17 protein-coding genes are annotated in these 15,489 nt (G+C 68.6%); 4 read left to right on the plus strand and 13 right to left on the minus strand.

What is annotated here, in order from left to right:
- Positions 1 to 37: 37 nt before the first annotated feature.
- The 9 genes from ACSHWB_RS05165 to thyX form a co-directional block, all read right to left on the minus strand.
- Positions 38 to 2,341, minus strand: a complete 2,304-nt coding sequence (locus ACSHWB_RS05165; RefSeq protein WP_439660941.1) for an RCC1 domain-containing protein — start codon at positions 2,339 to 2,341, stop codon at positions 38 to 40.
- A gap of 72 nt (positions 2,342 to 2,413) precedes the next feature.
- Positions 2,414 to 3,217, minus strand: a complete 804-nt coding sequence (gene atpB, locus ACSHWB_RS05170) for a F0F1 ATP synthase subunit A (protein ID WP_439660942.1) — start codon at positions 3,215 to 3,217, stop codon at positions 2,414 to 2,416.
- A gap of 77 nt (positions 3,218 to 3,294) precedes the next feature.
- Positions 3,295 to 4,974, minus strand: a complete 1,680-nt coding sequence (locus ACSHWB_RS05175; protein WP_439660943.1) for a ribonuclease J — start codon at positions 4,972 to 4,974, stop codon at positions 3,295 to 3,297.
- On the minus strand, positions 4,971 to 5,867 hold the full coding sequence (gene dapA, locus ACSHWB_RS05180; RefSeq protein ID WP_439660944.1) for a 4-hydroxy-tetrahydrodipicolinate synthase: 897 nt from the start codon (positions 5,865 to 5,867) through the stop codon (positions 4,971 to 4,973). The genes ACSHWB_RS05175 and dapA overlap by 4 nt, the downstream gene beginning before the upstream one ends.
- 19 nt (positions 5,868 to 5,886) lie before the next feature.
- Complete coding sequence (locus ACSHWB_RS05185) at positions 5,887 to 6,498, minus strand: TIGR03085 family metal-binding protein (RefSeq protein WP_439660945.1); 612 nt, start codon at positions 6,496 to 6,498, stop codon at positions 5,887 to 5,889.
- A gap of 23 nt (positions 6,499 to 6,521) precedes the next feature.
- Positions 6,522 to 6,935 (minus strand): hypothetical protein, encoded by a 414-nt coding sequence (locus tag ACSHWB_RS05190; RefSeq protein ID WP_439660946.1) that lies wholly within the window; start codon positions 6,933 to 6,935, stop codon positions 6,522 to 6,524.
- A 2-nt stretch (positions 6,936 to 6,937) separates the two neighbouring features.
- Positions 6,938 to 8,383 carry a protein kinase domain-containing protein gene (locus ACSHWB_RS05195; RefSeq protein WP_439660947.1) on the minus strand — a complete coding sequence of 482 codons (1,446 nt, stop codon included), beginning with the start codon at positions 8,381 to 8,383 and terminating at the stop codon, positions 6,938 to 6,940.
- Positions 8,384 to 8,456: 73 nt separating this feature from the next.
- Entirely contained in the window at positions 8,457 to 8,858 is a 402-nt protein-coding gene (locus ACSHWB_RS05200) for an ACT domain-containing protein (protein ID WP_439660948.1), read from the minus strand.
- A gap of 4 nt (positions 8,859 to 8,862) precedes the next feature.
- Positions 8,863 to 9,567 (minus strand): FAD-dependent thymidylate synthase, encoded by a 705-nt coding sequence (gene thyX, locus ACSHWB_RS05205; RefSeq protein WP_439660949.1) that lies wholly within the window; start codon positions 9,565 to 9,567, stop codon positions 8,863 to 8,865.
- A 67-nt stretch (positions 9,568 to 9,634) separates the two neighbouring features.
- On the opposite strand from thyX, the gene ACSHWB_RS05210 reads away from it, so the two are divergent.
- On the plus strand, positions 9,635 to 10,153 hold the full coding sequence (locus tag ACSHWB_RS05210) for a toxin-antitoxin system HicB family antitoxin (RefSeq protein WP_439660950.1): 519 nt from the start codon (positions 9,635 to 9,637) through the stop codon (positions 10,151 to 10,153).
- A gap of 5 nt (positions 10,154 to 10,158) precedes the next feature.
- The gene (locus ACSHWB_RS05215) at positions 10,159 to 11,082 is read left to right on the plus strand and encodes a DUF4097 family beta strand repeat-containing protein (RefSeq protein ID WP_439660951.1); all 924 of its coding nucleotides are present in this window, start codon (positions 10,159 to 10,161) and stop codon (positions 11,080 to 11,082) included.
- Positions 11,083 to 11,169: 87 nt separating this feature from the next.
- Here ACSHWB_RS05215 and ACSHWB_RS05220 read toward each other — a convergent pair whose 3' ends face one another.
- Genes ACSHWB_RS05220 through ACSHWB_RS05230 form a run of 3 tightly spaced genes read right to left on the minus strand, consistent with a single transcriptional unit; the run spans position 11,170 to position 13,281 of the window.
- On the minus strand, positions 11,170 to 11,664 hold the full coding sequence (locus ACSHWB_RS05220; RefSeq protein ID WP_439660952.1) for a hypothetical protein: 495 nt from the start codon (positions 11,662 to 11,664) through the stop codon (positions 11,170 to 11,172).
- Positions 11,665 to 11,682: 18 nt separating this feature from the next.
- Positions 11,683 to 12,291 carry a TetR family transcriptional regulator gene (locus tag ACSHWB_RS05225; protein ID WP_439660953.1) on the minus strand — a complete coding sequence of 203 codons (609 nt, stop codon included), beginning with the start codon at positions 12,289 to 12,291 and terminating at the stop codon, positions 11,683 to 11,685.
- A gap of 6 nt (positions 12,292 to 12,297) precedes the next feature.
- The gene (locus ACSHWB_RS05230) at positions 12,298 to 13,281 is read right to left on the minus strand and encodes an aldo/keto reductase (protein ID WP_439660954.1); all 984 of its coding nucleotides are present in this window, start codon (positions 13,279 to 13,281) and stop codon (positions 12,298 to 12,300) included.
- 128 nt (positions 13,282 to 13,409) lie between these two features.
- Between ACSHWB_RS05230 and ACSHWB_RS05235 the strand changes: the two genes are divergently transcribed.
- Together ACSHWB_RS05235 and ACSHWB_RS05240 are read left to right on the plus strand one after the other, a co-directional pair.
- A complete protein-coding gene (locus ACSHWB_RS05235; protein WP_439660955.1) occupies positions 13,410 to 13,952 on the plus strand; it encodes a helix-turn-helix domain-containing protein in 543 nt (180 codons plus the stop codon).
- On the plus strand, positions 13,949 to 14,809 hold the full coding sequence (locus ACSHWB_RS05240; protein ID WP_439660956.1) for an SRPBCC domain-containing protein: 861 nt from the start codon (positions 13,949 to 13,951) through the stop codon (positions 14,807 to 14,809). Before ACSHWB_RS05235 ends, ACSHWB_RS05240 begins: the two co-directional genes overlap by 4 nt.
- A 171-nt stretch (positions 14,810 to 14,980) precedes the next feature.
- Here the strand turns inward: ACSHWB_RS05240 and ACSHWB_RS05245 are convergent, their stop codons facing one another.
- Complete coding sequence (locus ACSHWB_RS05245; protein WP_439660957.1) at positions 14,981 to 15,487, minus strand: hypothetical protein; 507 nt, start codon at positions 15,485 to 15,487, stop codon at positions 14,981 to 14,983.
- Between the last annotated feature and the right edge of the window lie 2 nt (positions 15,488 to 15,489).

The raw sequence follows: 15,489 nt of genomic DNA on the forward strand, positions 1-15,489 counted from the left end.
AGCGCGAATCACCCAGCCGGCGTTCTGGGTCGCACCACTAGCTCGGCACGACCGCGTACATCCCGAACCCGCTGGCCGCGACGTCGCGCACCGCGCTGATCGAGGTCTGCACCGGCCGGCTCGCCCGGCAGCCCGACGTGAACGGCCACTCGGTGCACGGGTCGGTGGTGCCGTTGCCCAGGTTCCCGGTGTTCGCGTTGCGCCCCCACGCCCACACCGAACCGTCCGGCTTGACGGCGAACGTGGTCCCGGCGCCGCTGTCGATCTTGACCGGACCGGTCAGGCCCTGGACCTCGACCGGGACGTTGGACTTGCAGACCTCGGGGTTGGGGCACAGGCCTCCGATTCCGAGCGTCCCCCAGTAGTCGTCGCCCCAGGCCCACACCTTGCCGTCGGAGGTGGTGGCGTACCCGACCTCGTCACCACCCGCGATCGACGTGGCGCCGGTCAACCCGACGACCTGCGAGACGCTCACGGTCGACCGGTAGGACGAGCCGGTTCCGGTCTCGCCGGACCAGTTGCGCCCCCACGCCCAGACCGTGCCGTCGGAGCGCAACGCGAAGCCGGTCTCCCCTCCACCGCTCGCGATCGCGGTGACCTTGGTGGTTCCCGGCAGCGGCACCGCGACGCGCAGCGGGGTTCCTGCCGGGCAGACCTGCCCGGCAGGACAGCTGGCATTGCCCCGGCCGTTCCAGACGTCGTTGCCCCAGGCCCACACGGTGCCATCGGACTTCAACGCGTACCCGTTCTGGTGGGTGCCGGCGATGGCCGTCACGCCGGTGAGGCCGTACACCTGCACCGGCACGTTCGAACTGGCAGCGGTGCCGGTACCGAGCTGGCCCGCGTCGTTCCAGCCCCAGGACCACACCGTGCCGTCGGACTTCAACGCGTATCCCGCCCAGGTGCCGGCGGCCACCGCGGTCACACCGGTGAGCCCGGCGACCCGCAGCGGCACCGTCGACCTGCCGCTGGTGCCACCCGCGCCGAGCTGGCCGAACTGGTTGTCGCCCCAGGACCACACGGTGCCGTCGGACTTCAGCGCGAGGACGTTCTCGTTGTGACCGTCCACCGAGGTGATCCCGGACAGCCACGGACGACGAGTAGGCGTTGGGCTGTAGTAGGAGTAGTACCCACCCCAGGCGTACAGACAGTCGACGACGCACGGCGGCGGCGTGGCGAAGAAGCCCGCGACGTCGACGATCAGTTCCGTCGTGCCGAGGTTGTTGAACAACGTCATCCGCGCGTCGCCGTTGAGCGCGACCACCGCGCTGTTCGCGGTGTCACGCCCCGGAGTCAGGTTCAGGTTCGACGTGATCGGCCTGGGCGTGCCGTTCGCGTACGCGGTCACGAAGGAGACCGAGGTCGGAGCGGCGCCCGTCAGGTTCAGCACCGCGGCGGCCGCGGTGGGAGCGATCCTGGTGGCGAGCTCGACGGTCTTGGTCTGCCCCGGACCCGCCGGACCGCCCGGCGCGAAGCGGGTGTCGAAGGCGCGCACCGGCGCCACTGGGAAGAAGCGGTGCCCGCGGTCCGACGCGTAGTAGCCGGCCAGGTCCACGATCAGGTGGACGGTGCCGGCGTTGTTGTACAGCGTGACGCGGCGGTTGGCGCCGAGCGCGACGGTCACGAGGTTCGGCGAGGTCTGGCCGGGGACCAGGTTCACGTTCGACGCGGCCGGACGGACGGTGCCGGACGGGATCGCCGTGACGTAGGTCGTCGAGGTCGGCTGGGTGCCGGTCAGGTTGAACGTCACCGACGTCGCCGAGGCAGGCACCACGCTGGAGAAGTCCACCTCCAGCGTCGACGCCGGACCCACCGGGGTGGTTTCGCGAGTGTCGATCAACCGGGTCGGAGCGGTCGTGGTGAACCGCGACGCGCTGTCGGTGGTGTAGTAGCCCGCGACGTCCGCGACCAGGTGGACGGTGCCGACGTTGTTGAACAGGTAGATCTTCCGGTCCGCGGGCACCGTGACGGTCACCTGGTTGGCGCGCGTCTCACCCGCGACGAGGTTGAGGTTGGAGATGTCCGGGACGTTGTAGTTGACCGGCGACACCCGGAGATAGGTGGAAGCCGACGGCTGCGTGCCCGTCAGGTTCAGCACCACCGCGGTCGCCGACGCCGGCAGCGCGGCGGAGAGGTCGAGCTGCACACCACTCGTGATCGGCTCCACCTTGCCGCCGGTGCCCGTGCCGTTCCTGGTGTCCAGCACCCGCAGCGGTGGCATCGGGACGAAGGTGTCACCCTCGTCCACCGCCTGCGCGCGAGGTTCAGCCTGTGCCTGTGCCGCAACGGGGGTGACCCCCAGCAGTGCGAGCACACCTAACAAAGCGAGCAACCGTCTCATGAATCCCCCATAGATCCCCGGTGAGCCGACCCACTGTAATCCCTGCCGCTGCGAGAAAACGACCAAACGGCGTCAGTGCTGCTCGGCGAGCGCGCGGCCGATGAAGTGCGCCGACAGCAGGGCGAAGATGTAGGCCTGCAGCACCTGCACCAGCGCCTCCAGGAAGAACAGCGCGATGGCGAGCGCGAAGCCCAGCACCGACACCGGCTTGAGGTAGATCGGCGCGTTGAACAACAGGAACTCGCTACCGAGCGTGAACACCAGGATCAGCAGGTGCCCGGCGAACATCGCCGCGAACACCCGGATCGCGAGGTTCACCGGGTCGAAGAAGAACTTGAGGATGACCTCGGTCGGGATCAGCAGCCCCCACAGCACGGGCTTCGGCACGTCCGGAATGACGAACTGGTTGCGCAGGTAACCCCGGAGCCCGAACTTCCTGATGCCGACGTAGTGGTAGAGCGGAAAGATGATCAGCAGCGCGACGGCCGCCGGAAAACCGCTGTGCGTGAACGTCGGGAACTGCACGAACGGAATCAGCCCGTACACGTTGTTCACGAGCACGAAGCAGAAGATGCTGACGATCAGCGGCACGTACGGCGCGAATTCCTTCGCGCCTATCTGCTCACGGGCGATGGTGTTGCGGCCGAAGTCGTAGACCGATTCGGCGGCGAACTGCCAGCGGGTCGGGATCAGCTTCATGCTCCTGGTCGTGACCAGGAAGAACGTCAGGATGATCACCACTGACAACACCAGCAGAGCCTGCGGTTTGGTCACCGAGAAGTCGAACGGCAACCCGAACGGCTCGTGCCACGTGAACATGGGTGGAAGCAGAATGTCTTCTTTGCCCGGTGGGCTGAAGACGTCATTACCGGCCATAGGGCGAACCCCCTCGTCCATGGTCTGGGACTAGACCTTAGCGGACGAGGGGGACGCAGATCACAGCAGGGTCACGTTCACACCGGAATGACCGTGGGAACGATCATCGGCCGGCGCCGGTAGGTCTCCGCGACCCAACGCCCGACAACGCGCCGCACGGCCTGGGCGATCCGGTGCGTGTCCGTGATCCCCTCGGCCTCGGTGCGCGCCAGCTCCATCTCCACGAGCGGGACGACGGCCTCCAGCGCCTTGGGGTCGTCGGAGAAGCCGCGCCCGGAGATCGTCGGCGCCACGACCGCGCGGCCCGTCGTCTGGTCGATGGCGACGGAGATCGAGATGAAGCCGCCCTCGCCCAGCACCAGCCGGTCGGACAGCGTCGACTCGCCGACGTCGCCCACGGACAGGCCGTCCACGTACACGTGACCGACGACGACGCGGCCGGACACCGTCGCCTTGCCGTCGACCAGGTCCACGACGACGCCGTCCTCGGCGATCACCACGTGGTCCTCGGCGACGCCGGTGGCGACCGCGAGGGCCGCGTTGGCGCGCAGGTGTCGCCACTCGCCGTGCACCGGCATCACGTTCGACGGCCGCACGGCGTTGTACAGGAACAGGAGCTCGCCGGCCGGTGAGTGGCCGGAGACGTGCACCTTGGCGTTGCCCTGGTGCACGACGGTCGCGCCGAGCTTGGCGAGGCCGTTGACGACGTTGAAGACCGCGTTCTCGTTGCCGGGGATCAGCGACGACGCGAGGATGACCGTGTCGCCCTCGCGGATCGAGATCTGGCGGTGGTCGCCGCGGGCCATGCGGGACAGCGCCGACAGCGGCTCGCCCTGCGAACCGGTGGAGACGAAGATGACCTCGTTCTCCTCCATCCGCATCGCGACGTCGAGGTCGACGAACAGGCCGTCGGGCACGTTCAGGAAGCCCAGGTCGGACGCGATGCCCATGTTGCGGACCATGGACCGGCCGACGAACGCGATCTTGCGCTTGTACTGCACGGCGACGTCGAGCACCTGCTGGACGCGGTGCACGTGCGAGGCGAAGCAGGCCACGATGACCCGCTGGTCGGCCTTGCGGATCACGTTCTCCAGCACGGGGCCGATCTCGCGCTCGGGCACCACGAAGCCGGGCACCTCGGCGTTGGTCGAGTCGACCAGGAAGAGGTCGACGCCCTCGTCGCCCAGGCGCGAGAAGCCCGCCAGGTCGGTCAGGCGGCCGTCCAGGGGCAGCTGGTCCAGCTTGATGTCACCGGTGTGCAGCACCAGACCCGCGGCGGTGCGGATGGCCACGGCCAGCGCGTCCGGGATCGAGTGGTTGACGGCGAAGAACTCGAGCTCGAACGGTCCGTACGAGCGCTGCTCCCCCTCCTTGACCTCCACGAGGCGCGGGGTCTGGCGGTGCTCGCGGCACTTGGCGGCGAGCAGCGCCAGCGTGAAGCGGGACCCCACGACCTGCAGGTCGGGACGCAGCTTCAGCAGGAAAGGGACCGCGCCGATGTGGTCCTCGTGGCCGTGCGTGAGGACGATGGCCTCGATGTCGTCGAGGCGGTCCTCGATGGCGCGGAAGTCCGGCAGGATCAGGTCGACGCCCGGTTGGTCGTCTTCGGGAAAGAGAACGCCGCAGTCGACCACGAGCAGCCTTCCGGCGTGCTCGAAGACGGTCATGTTGCGGCCGACCTCGCCAATTCCGCCGAGTGCGACGACGCGGAGGCCGCCTTCCGGCAGTGCGGGCGGCAATTCGGTCGATTGGGTCACGCGTTGACTCCCAGTTCGGCCGCGATGGCCTCGATGTCTTCGGCAGCGGCAGGCACCAGCGGCAGACGGGGTTCCCCCACGTCGAGTCCGCGCAGGCGCAGCGCCGCCTTCGTGTACGTCACGCCGGGAACCCGGCGGAAGGGTCGCAGCAACGGCAGCAGCGACTCGTGGATTTCTTTTGCCCGGACCACGTCTCCGGATTCATACGCATCAATGAGATCCCGCAGGCGATCCGCCGCGAGGTGACCGATGACGCTCACGAACCCGACGGCGCCCACGGACAGCCACGGCAGGTTCAGCGGGTCGTCGCCCGAGTAGTAGGCGAGATCGGTCGAGGCGATCACCCGGCTGCCCGCGTGCAGGTCGCCCTTGGCGTCCTTCACGGCCAGGATCCGCGGGTGTTCCGCCAGGCGCAGCAGCGTGTCGACCTCGATCGGCACGACCGCGCGCGGCGGGATGTCGTAGAGCATCACCGGCAGCTCGGAGGCGTCGGCGATGGCGGTGAAGTGCGCCAGCAGGCCTTCCTGCGGCGGCCTGGAGTAGTACGGCGTCACGACGAGCACGCCGTGCGCGCCGGACTTCGCGGCCTGCTGCACCAGGTGCACGCTGTGCGCGGTGTCGTACGTGCCCGCACCGGCGACCACGGTCGCACGGTCGCCCACGGCCTCTACGACCGCCGTGATCAGCGCGGCCTTCTCCCGGTCGGTGGTCGTGGGGCTCTCGCCGGTCGTGCCGTTCACGACCAGGCCGTCGTTGCCCAGGTCCACCAGGTGTTTCGCGAGTTCCTGCGCCTTGGGGAGATCGACTTCGCCGCGCGCGTCGAAAGGCGTGACCATGGCGGTGAGAACGCGGCCGAACGGGCGGTTCGGCCCTGCGTACGGGCTTGCGGGCATGCGCAGAAACTACCCGAGTTCACACGCTCCGGTTCAACGACCGCACTCGTTGCACCGCGTCGGCGTCCCCGCTGTATTCCACCCGGGCCTCGTCGCGCCCGAACGCGAGCATCACGAGCTCGGACACCTCACCGGTGATCACCACGCCGTTCGCGCCCTGTTTGGCGACGATGTGCTCACCGTCGGGGCGCACCAGCGTCACGCCCACCGGCGACGACTTGTACGTCATGCGCGCGGTGAACGGCAGCAGCTTCCACAGGACCTTCTCGCGGCGCTCGTCGTACGGCCGCGGCTCCCAGTCGGTCTGTGCGCGCCGCACGTCCTCGTGGTGCACGAAGTACTCGCCGGTGTTCATCAGGTCGTCGACCGGCTTGATCCAGAACGGCGGCGTGCGCACCAGATCCAGGAGCTCGCTCCACGCCTTGTGCGTGTAGTCCTCCTGGACCTTCTCCGTCCACTTCGCGAAGACCGGCAGCACGATGCCGGGCGCGGTGTCCGGCCGCCGCTCGCGGATCGCGAGGTGGGCGGCCAGCTCCTTGGTCGACCAGGTGCCGCACAACGTCGGCGCGTCCGGGCCGAGCTCGGTCATCAGGTCGACGAGCGCCTTGCGTTCCTCACGGGCGAGACTCACCCGCCCATTGCACCACAGCCGGGTCAGGCCTCGTTCGGCTTGTAGCACTTGGTGAAGCCGTCCGGCTTGGCCGACTTGTCGGCCAGCAGGCTCACCACCTGGTCGCGCTTCAGGTTCTCCGGGTAGCCGGGCCAGTCGGGCTCCTGCCCGTCGACGTGCAGCTCGTCGAGCCAGTAGCCGGACTGGCCGGAGGTCTTGGCGAACTCCAGGTCGCAGCCCTTCACCCGCACCATCACCTCGATGGTCTTCTCCGAGGACTTGACCGTGCGCTTGCCGACCTTCTTGGACTTCTTCGCCGTCTCGGTGCTGGGCTCACCGACGTTGGTGAATCCGGCGGCCTTGAGCTCGGCGACGAACTTGTCCTCGTTGCCGGAGCAGGCCGACAGGGTGGCCGCGCACCCGAGAACGAGCAGGGCGGAAACGATCTTGCTCTTCACCGTCAGTTGTCCTTCTTCGCGCTGATCGTGCCGTCCAACTTGCTGCCGTCCTTGGTGCCCGCGATGCACCACACCTTGCGCTCCGCGTTGCCGCTCTTGTCCTTGGTCCACGCGCTCTGGCCCGGAACCAGCGTGGTGAGCTTGAGCTTCGAACCGTCCTTGATCCACGGCGAGTTCAGCGTCATCTCGCAGCGCGCCACGCCGAGGCTCTTCAGCGCGTCGACCCCTGGATACCCGGCATCGGGCAGGTTCGACTGGACGGGCAGCGTGTCGATCACGTCGAAGACCTCGAAGTCGTGCGGTTTGTCGCACTCCTCCTTGCTGTCGGAGTCGAGCAGCTTGGCCGGCGCGACGTCGCCGATGCCGCACGTGTTCTCGTAGAGCCCGAACACCGGCACCTCTGCGCCCTCGCCGTACGTGAGCGCCTGGCTGCCACTGCTGGCTCCGGGTGTCGTGAACGCCTTGTGCGCGAAGATGCCGCCGGTGAACGCCGCCGCGGCGATGACGACGGCACCGACCAGCGCGATGATGCGGTTGCGCTTCTTCTTCGCCGGGTCCGCGGCGGCGGGACCCTGCTGGTACTGCTGGGTCTGCGCCGGCGCGATGCCGGTGGGCGGCGTCGGCTGGTTGCCGATGCTGGAGAGCATCGCGCGGGCCTGCGGGCCGGACAGCCGGGCGTTCGGGTCGGCGATCAGCAGGCCGGTGATGACGGCGCTCAGGACACCCGTCGCACGGGTCAGGCGCGGGGTCTCGCTCATGATCGCGTGCAGCGTCGAGGCCGTGGAGGAGCGCTCGAACGGGCTCCAGCCCTCGACGGCGTAACAAAGGGTCGCGCCCAGCGCCCACAGGTCGGACGCGGGACCGGCTTCGTGGCCGTGGATGCGTTCCGGCGACATGTAGGCGGGCGAACCGATGAGGCTGCCGCTCGTCGTCAGGCGCGGGTCGTCCATGCCCTGCGCGATGCCGAAGTCGGTGAGCTTGACCTTGCCGTCCGGGCGGACCATCAGGTTGCCGGGCTTGACGTCGCGGTGCACGATCCCGGCCTGGTGCGCGGCCTCCAGCGCCGACAACGACTGCAGCGCGATCGACACGACCTGGTTCGGCGGCATCGGGCCGTGCGTGCTGATCAACGTCGACAGCGTGGCCGCATCGACCAGCTCCATGACGATGTACGTCGTGCCGTTCTCGTTGATCGCGTCGTACACCGTCACGACGGCGGGGTCGTTGAGCTTGCCGGCGGTGCGCGCCTCACGCAGCGCGCGCTCTTCGAGCACACGGCGTTCCTCGTGCGCGATGCCGTCCGGCAGGTGCAGTTCCTTGATGGCGACGAAGCGTCCGATGTGACGGTCCTGGGCGCGCCAGACGATGCCCATGCCGCCGCGGCCGAGCTCCGCCACGAGGGCGTACCTGCCGGCGATGACGCGCGGTTCGACTGCCTGTCCGTGCAACGTGCGCTCCTACGAACCTCGGAACCAGGGGGCGTTGACGGTACTTCAGACCCGCCAACTGGAGGATCGGTTCCTAAGCTTCCGGCGCTACAACCAGTTCGTGACCTGCGGCACGCAACGCGAGCACGGCGCGGCCCAGGTCGGTGTGCTTCACCAGCAGGTGGTCCGTGTCGTATGTGGACAGCGCGAACAGCGAGACGCCCGCCGCCGCCAGTTCACCCGCCAGAGCAGCCATGATGCCGGTGAGCGTGAACTCCAGGGGCCCGCGCACGGTCAGCAGCCGCCAGCCCTTCTCGACGGTGTCACCGTCCACTGCGAACGACGCCGGCGCGATGATCGACAGCTCGGCCGGGGTCCTGGTCACGGACACCAGCACGTCGGTGAGGTCGAGCAGCCCGCCGGGGACCGGAGCGTCCGATGCCAGGCGGGTGACCGCGTATTCGCCGGGCCGTACGTCCACGATGAGCCGCTTCATGGCTTCAGCCTTCAACCACCAGTGGGCTGGAAGCAACTTCTGTGCCGTCCGGGAGTGTCGAGATGACGAAGTCCGCGAACGCGTTGGGCGCCGCCTTCGTCAGTTCGCGCAGGCACGCCACGGCCAGCTCGCGCAGTTCGACGTTGATGTGCTCGGTCGCGCGCATCGCGATGAAGTGCCGCCACGAGCGGTAGTTGCCCGTCACGACGATCTCGGTGCCTGTGGCGTTGGGCAGCACGGATCGTGCGATCTGCCGCGCGCGCCGGCCGTTCACCGTCTTCTCCAGGCTGTGCACCAGGTCCTCGTAGGCCTTCAGGCTCGCCTCGGTCGCGGCGGCGAACCGCGCGTGCAGCTCGGGGTCCTGCGCGATCAGGTCCGGTTCCACGACGTCGGTCGGGTCGGTGCGCTGCGAGAGCTGCGAGTACGAGAAGTGCCGGTGCCGGATCAGCTCGTGGGTGAGCGAGCGCGGCAGCTCGGTCAGGTAGAGCGACGCGCTGCCGTGCTCGAACGCGGCGAGGTGGCCGACGTCGAGCAGGTGGTGCAGGAACGTCGCGTTGGTGTTCGTCATGGGGTTCGAGCGGTCCCACGACTGGTAGCAGGCCCGGCCGGCGAACTCGACGAGCGCCGCGCCACCGTCCGCGTCGGTCGTCCACGGCACGTCGTCCGGTGGGATGAACTCGGTCTTGGCCACCAAACGCACTCTCGGCATGGCCCGAGATTAGCCCTGACATCAGGTGGTGGTTGCACGATGTCGAAAGTGACGTCATAGTGGTGTCATGGATCTGTCGCCGTATATCGCGTCACTGCGCGAGGACCTGGCGACGGCCGCATCAGCGGGGGACGAGAACACCCGTCGAACGGCCGCCGCGTTGTCCGCAGCGCTCGAGCCAGCCGCGCGACTGGCAATCATGAACGCACTGTCCGACCTGGCCGCGGAGGTCACCGCCTCCCTGGACGGCCAGGTCGTGGACGTTCGCCTGTCCGGTCGTGACGTCCAGGTGGTCGTCACGGGATCGGCGGAACCGGAGCCGGAGCCCGGCCCAGGACACGACCTGCCCAACTTTGGCGCAGGTGACGCCACGGGTGACATCAGCCGCATCACCCTGCGCATGATCAACGAGCTCAAGGCGAAGGCCGAGGCCGCCGCGTCGGCCCAGGGCGTGTCGCTGAACTCGTTCATCCAGCAGGCCGTGGGTGGCGCGGTGCACGGCAGGCACAAGCATCACGGACACAACAAGGGGTGGAGCGGAAACGCCGGCTCGGGCTCGCGCGTCCGCGGATGGGTGCAGGGGTGAGTGCCATGACAGAGCCGACTTCAGGACCGACTTCCGAACCCGAGGAGCCCGCGGGCGTGGTGCGCCGGCAGAGCTTCGAGTTCGCGGGCATCGCCGAGATCGACATCTCGCTGCTCAGCGGCCGGGTCCAAGTGCAGCTCGTCGACGAGCCGGGCGTGCACGTTGAAGTGCGGCACGACCCGAACGCGGGCAACTCGTGGACCGAGGGCCTGACGAGCGTGCTGAGCTGGGTCAGCGGCCAGTTCGGCACCGACAAGGCGGCTCCTCCATCGGGTCCGGAGGAGGCCGTGCGCGACGCACGGGTCGAACTGCTGGGCAACCGCTTGCGCATCGAGTCGTCGAAGGCGCTGCCGTTGCGCGCAGTGCCGCTCTCCGTGGTGGTAACGGCTCCCGTGGGGTCGCACGTGTCGTCACGGACCGGCGCGGCGGACGTCCTCGTGACGGGCGGTGCGGGTCGTCTCGACCTGAACACCGGCACGGGCAGCGTGTCCGCGGACCGGGCGACCGGCGAGGCCAAGGTGAACTCCGGTGCCGGCACCGTGCGCCTGGGCACGATGCTGTCGTCGCTCAAGGCCAAGACGGGCAGCGGTGACGTCGAGGTGTCGTCGATCGGCGGCACGAGCACGCTGATCACCGGGACCGGTGACGTGTGGCTGGGCGCCGTGCAGGGCAACGTGCAGGTCCGCACCGGCAGCGGCGACCTGACCGTGGCCGACGCCGCGTCCGGGGAGATCCAGCTCGGCACCGGCTCCGGCCACATCCGCGTCGGCATCCGGCAGGGCACGCTAGCCCGCATCGACCTGGTGTCCACGTCCGGCACCGCGCGCAGCGACTTCGACGTCTCGTCCGCGCCGCTGGGTGACGCCGCCCTGTCGGTCACGGGCCGCACGGGCAGCGGCAACGCCCTGGTGACCGCCGCTTCAAGCTGACCGGGGGGTCGGGTAAAGGCGCACGCGGGGCGCTTTCGTACTGCATGTCGGTACGAAAGCGCCCCGCGTGCGGCAAAAACAGGGCGGTCAGGGCTCCTGGAACGGTTTGGAGCCGCCGGGGACGTCGTCCGGGAAGAGCGGGCAGCGCAGCTCCCCGGTCAGGAACCTCCTGATGAAGCTGGAGAAGTTCCCGTCGTAGGACCACTTCTGCCGCAGGTCCGTGATCATCACGGTCCACTCGTCCGGCTCGCCCCTGGTGAACCACAGGCAGTGCTCGCCGTTCACCGTCATGCCCCAGGGCAGCAGACCGGGAGAGTCCGGGTGCACGCGCAGGCCCGGCTGGCGGCGCAACGCGCGCAGCATCTTCGGCGCCGTTGACATCCAGTTCATGAAACCGGCACGTGCCGTTGGGTGCAGGATCCGGACGTAACCGCCCACGATGAGTGGCGGATAGGCCTCCGCGAGATGCACGTAGTCGCTGGGCAGCGCGGTGCCGACCCGTGCTTTGACCGCGTGCCAGTCAACCGGGTCAGGACGCCTCTCTGGCGCTCCCAGCAGATCGATCCACTCGTCAGGCGGCACCGTTCACCTCCGTGACCCTCAAGCATCGCCTGTGGCACTAGGGATTCGGTTGTACCGCAGTCCGGCGACGACCAGTGAGACGACGGCGTCGAACGCGTCCTGAATGTGAGGATTCCCCCACTCCTGGGCGTGAGCCGGGTGGTGGAACACCTGCGTCGCGTCCCACACCGCCTGCGCCGTCCTCTTGACGTCGTCGGTCACGAACTCCCGGGTTTCCACTCCCTGGCGGATGATGCGTTCGACCTGACCGACCAGGTGCTCCAGGTGGTAGTCGACGACGGCGCTGTTCTCGCCGACGAGCGTCCGGAACGTCGTGAACAGCTCGACGTCGTCGGTGTGCGAGAGCCGCTTCTTGTCGAAGAGCCGCTGCAGCCAGTCCCTCAGCATCTCGGAGGCGGAGAGGGTCGGGTCGAACTCCTTCTCCATCTCGTCGTGGATGGCGTCGAGCCAGCGCCTTGTCACGGCCTCCCGGAGCGCGGCCTTGGTGGCGAAGTGGCGGTAGACGCTGCCGTGGCTGACCCCGAGCGCCTTGGCGACGTCGACCACCGTCGCCTTGGCGGGGCCGTACCTGCGCAGGACCTCTTCGGTCGCCGCGAGGATCGCCTCCGACGTCAACGCCTCCGCCACTTCATCTCACCTCTCGCTGTCCAGCATGGCCATCTGCTCGGCCGCGTAACGCGTGCCCGCGGCGGCTCCCAGGGGAGCGACGGCCTCGATCTCCTTCAATTCTGCCTCGGTGAACGTCACGTCGACGGCACCGATCGCCTCGGTCAGCCTCGCACGCTTGGTCGTGCCGACCAGAGGCACCACGTCCTCGCCGCGCGCCGCGACCCACGCGATCGCGAGCTGCGCGACCGTGACGCCCTTGTTCTTCGCGATCTCGTCGAGCTTCTCGACCAGGCCCTGGTTGCGGGTCAGGTTGTCGCCCTGGAACCGGGGCGCGTGGCCCCGCCAGTCGCCCGCGTCGAGGGTGAGCGGCGTGGCCGAGATCAGGCCGCGCGACAGCACGCCGTACGCGGTGATGCCGATGCCCAGCTCACGGGTGGTCTGCAGGATCTCCCGCTCGACACCGCGCTCCAGCAGGCCGTACTCGATCTGCAGGTCCGCGATGGGGTGCACGGCGTGGGCGCGGCGGATGGTCTCAGGCCCGACCTCGCTCAGGCCGATGTGCCGCACGCGGCCCTTGTCGATCTGCTCGGCGATGGCGCCGATGGTGTCCTCGATCGGGACAGCCGGGTCGAGCCGCGCCGGCCGGTAGATGTCGACGTGATCGACGCCGAGGCGCTGCAGCGAGTACGCGAGGAAGTTGGCCACGGCGACCGGGCGGGTGTCGAACCCGATGAACGCGCCGTCGGCGTCGCGCATGCCGCCGAACTTGACGCTGAGCTGCACCTCGTCGTGACGGCCCTTGATGGCCTCGCCGACGAGCATCTCGTTGTGGCCCTGGCCGTAGAAGTCACCGGTGTCGAGCAGCGTGACGCCCGCGTCGAGGGCGGCGTGGACGGTCGCGATGCTCTCGTCCCTGTCGGCCGGGCCGTAGGCGTTGGACATGCCCATGCAGCCCAGCCCGATGGCGGACACGACCGGGCCGGTGGCTCCGAGCTGACGCTTCTGCATTTCGAACCCCTTCGTCTCTGTCTGTTCCTCCACCATGCCCGATGGACTGACAGATTTCAATATCTGTCAGTCCATAGTTGTCCGTCTCATTGACAAAAGAGTTTTGAACGTTCAAAGTCTTTTTTGCAATGAGAGACGTGATCTATCTGGACCGGATGGAGCAGGCCGAGACCCTGCTCAAGCCGCAGCGCGTGGAGGTGCTGCGGCAGCTCGCCGCGCCGCGTTCGTGCACCGAGGTCGCCGACGTGCTCGACCAGACGCCGCAACGCGTGCACTACCACGTGAAGCAGCTGGTCAAGGCCGGTCTGGCCACCCAGGTGTCCGAACGCAAGGTGCGCGGCGTCCAGGAAGGCCTCTACCAGGCCGTGGCGCGGTCGTACTGGCTGTCACCGCGGCTGGTCGGCCGGCTGGGGTCGCGCGACGAGCTCGTGCTGGGCCACCTCGTCGACCTCGCCGAGCAGATCCAGATCGACGTGGCGGGCCTGGACCGCGGAAGCGAACTGCCGTCCGTCGGCGTGTCCGGCGAGATCCGGGTGCGACCGGAGGAGCGGCAGCAGTTCCTGGCCGAGCTGCAGACGACGTTGCAGGACCTCTTCACCCGATACGGCGGCGCGGAGGGGGATGCGTTCCGCATCGCGCTCGCCTGCTACCCCAAGGGAGAGAACCCATGAGCACCGGAACCATCCGCGTCCGCACGTCCGCGCCGGCCGCGAGGGTCCACCAGGCCCTGACGACCGCGGAGGAGTTGCAGGTCTGGCTGGCCGAGCACGCCGTGGTGGACCAGGACACCTTCGAGTTCTGGGGGCGCTTCACACCGGACGGCGAACGCGGCCGGCAGAAGCTGCTGGAGCTGACGGACTCGTCGGTGCGCTTCACGTGGCTGCTGTACGGCACCGAGTACACGGTCGAGCTCGCCGTGGAACAGCGCGACGGCGAGACGCTCGTGGCGGTGACGCAGTCCCCTTACCCGGAGTGGGGCGTCGGCGACGACGAGTCAGAGGTCCTGCAGACGTTCTGGCCGCTGGCGCTGGGGAACCTGGTCGAGCTCGTCGAAGGCCGCCCGGTGCTGGGGTTCTGCGACTTCACCTCACCCGAGCAGCGGTTCGAGTTCGACATCGCGGCGTCGCCCGCGGCCATCATCAACGCGCTGACCGATCCCGACGTGTTCGCGCGGTGGTTCGGCGCCCGGATGGAGATCGAGCCGCACGTGGGCGGCCGCTGGACGATGGGCGGCCTCGAGGACGATCCGAACCCCGGCAAGGTCATCGCGCTGGACGAGGGGAACCTCGCGCTGGAGTTCCACGGCGGGATGGTGTCGTCCTGGGAGCTGAAGGGCTCGGAGGGCAAGACGCGGCTGACGTTCGTGCAGAGCGGCTTCGACCCGGCGAGCCCGCCCTACGGGCCGTGGATGGGCTGGCTGTCCGGCTTCGCGGACCTGCGCCGCATGCTGGAGCTGCCCGGCTGGCGGCCGATGTGGCACTCGTTCGACATCCCCGGCGTGCCCGACGGCGCGCTCGTGCTCGAATAATCAGGCGTGAAACGGGCGGGTGAGAGCCAGATCATTCGGTTCTCACCCGTTTGCGCCTGGCATTCATCGGTCGCGGCTCGATAACTTCGGGGTCGTGCTTGAGTCAGCGCGCATCGCCGTGGCCGCAGTCCTGATCGCCTTCTCGGTGACGGCGTCGATCCTGTTCAGCTACTAGAGCCAGGCCATGACCATGGCCGGTGAGGCCGCGAGGAAGCTGAACCTCGCGAAGCGGCCCACCATGCCGGTCGCCACGAACATCAGCGTCGACATGCCCGCGAGCCCGGCGAGCACGCTCGTCGCCATGAACGGCGGCACCCCGACCAGCGCGCTCACCCCGTGCGTGCCGGCCATCCAGTTCGGGTGCGCCTTGCACTTCACGTGGATCCAGTCGCCCCAGCGGTGCATGCGCGTGCCGGGCCCGAACCAGCGCGCCAGTTTCGACGGCTTGTCACTGGGCTTGCGGTGCATGAACTTCGGCAGGTGGATGTCGCCGCGCGCGGCGTAGAAGTACAGCAGCTTGCCCAGCACCTGGCCCACGGCGACCGAAAGGCCGACGATCCAGAACGAAGTGTCGGGCCAGCGCGCGCACAGTCCCAGGACGAACATCTCGATGCTGATCAGGGGAACGATGGCCGAGCCGAGCGCGACCCCGAAGGTGAGACCGACCAGGGCGAGCACCC

The organism is Lentzea sp. HUAS TT2, assembly GCF_051853195.1.
Classification (GTDB): Bacteria; Actinomycetota; Actinomycetes; order Mycobacteriales; family Pseudonocardiaceae; genus Lentzea.